This is a genomic window from Paenibacillus profundus (genome assembly GCF_021369635.1).
GTDB classification, from domain to species: domain Bacteria; phylum Bacillota; class Bacilli; order Paenibacillales; family Paenibacillaceae; genus Paenibacillus_B; species Paenibacillus_B profundus.
The window spans coordinates 1-1,663 of the sequence record NZ_JAJNBZ010000090.1 but is presented as its reverse complement, the minus strand read 5'-3'; the positions used below and the strand labels follow the sequence as shown (position 1 = coordinate 1,663).

The 1,663-nt window shown below is 44.5% G+C and carries 2 protein-coding genes; both read left to right on the top strand.

Features of this window, described 5'->3' with window-relative positions:
- Nucleotides 1-62 precede the first annotated feature (62 nt).
- On the top strand, nucleotides 63-740 hold the full coding sequence (locus tag LQV63_RS31195; protein WP_233699648.1) for a helix-turn-helix domain-containing protein: 678 nt from the start codon (nucleotides 63-65) through the stop codon (nucleotides 738-740).
- Nucleotides 698-1,618, top strand: a complete 921-nt coding sequence (locus LQV63_RS31190) for an IS3 family transposase (RefSeq protein ID WP_325175951.1) — start codon at nucleotides 698-700, stop codon at nucleotides 1,616-1,618. Before LQV63_RS31195 ends, LQV63_RS31190 begins: the two co-directional genes overlap by 43 nt.
- Nucleotides 1,619-1,663 lie beyond the last annotated feature (45 nt).

Genomic DNA, 1,663 nt, shown 5'->3' with positions numbered 1-1,663 from the left:
TGATATGCTCCCCTTACGGTAGACAGGTGAAATAATAAAACCTGTGTATGGGGAGCTTTTTTATGCCTAATAAAAAATATGATGCGTCAGAGAAACTCATTATCCTTGATGAAATCGCAAGTGGCGAAATTGGTGTTAAGGCTGCAGCCAAGAAATACGGTATCAGCAAAACGACTTTGGCGAAATGGCGTCGTTGTTACAAGGTGTATGGTTATGAGGGGTTAGAAAAACGAAACCATAATCGAAGTTATAGTGCTGAGCTTAAGCTCCAAGCGGTGAAGGATTACATAGAGGGAGGATTGTCCCAATATCAGATCATCGATAAATACAAGATTGCAAGTAGAACGCAGCTTTTCAACTGGATTAAGGAGTATAATCGTCATAGCAGCTTAAAAGCTTATTCAGGAGGAGCGAAAGCGATGACGAAGGGGCGTTCGACGACTTGGCAGGAACGGATCGATATTGTGCAATACTGTCTTGCTCATCAGCATGACTACCATAAGACAGCGGACCATTTTCAGGTCTCCTACCAGCAAGTCTACCAATGGGTGAAGAAGTTTGAAGATGGCGGTCAGGATGCGTTAAAGGATGGACGGGGAAGAAAGAAAGCGCCGGAGGAATTAGCAGAGGCCGATCGCCAAAAACTCGAGATGAAAAAGATGGAATATGAAAACGAGCGGCTTCGGGCGGAGAATGCATTTCTAAAAAAGTTACAGGAATTCCAAAGGAGGCGAAGCTAAGCCAATACCGTCAAGAGAATGTCTATCTTGCTATTCAAGCGCTTCAGGAAGAAGCGTTGTTCAGCGTTCATCTTCTGTGTGAAATTGCAGGCATTTCACGTTCAAGCTATTACAAGTGGCTAAATCGCAAGCCCAGTTCCCATGAGCAGGAAAATGCAGAGCTGACGCATGTCATGATGTCCATTTATGAGAAAGTCGAGCGTACCTTTGGATACCGTCAATTAACGTTACACATGCGCCGCCAAACGGGAAAAACGATTAACCAAAAGCGCGTGTACCGGCTGATGAAGATACAAGGAATTCAATCCGTCATCCGGAGGAAGAAAAAGAGATATGCGAGATCCACTCCACAGCAGGTAGCTGAGAACGTGCTGAACCGCAAATTCACTGCAGATGCGCCAAATGAAAAGTGGGTTACGGATGTGACGGAATTCAAGTACGGCAATGGCCAAAAAGCGTATTTAAGCGCTATTCTCGACCTTCATGATAAATCCATCGTCTCCTATGTATTCGGGTGTTCCAATAACAATCCTCTTGTATTTCAGACATTGAAACGGGCCTTGCAAGAAACACCAGGAAGCAAGCCCATGCTTCATAGCGACCGGGGTTTCCAATATACCTCTCTGGACTTCAAGAAGCTCTTGGACGATAACAAAATGACTCAGAGTATGTCCCGTGTTGGACGATGCATCGATAACGGTCCAATGGAATCTTTCTGGGGAACCCTAAAATGCGAGAAGTATTATTTACACACCTACCATACCTTTGAGGAGCTCGAAAAAGACATCCAGGCCTACATCCACTTTTACAATTACGAACGGTTACAAGCAAAACTAAACGGCCTCAGTCCGATGGAATTCAGGACCAAAGCCGCTTAATTGATTTTTATTTTTTGTACTGTCTACTTGACGGGGTGCAGTTCA

Coding starts and splice junctions, on each gene's coding strand:
- LQV63_RS31195 (WP_233699648.1), top strand. CDS start 63: ATGCCTAATAAAAAATATGATGCGTCAGAGAAACTCATTATCCTTGAT.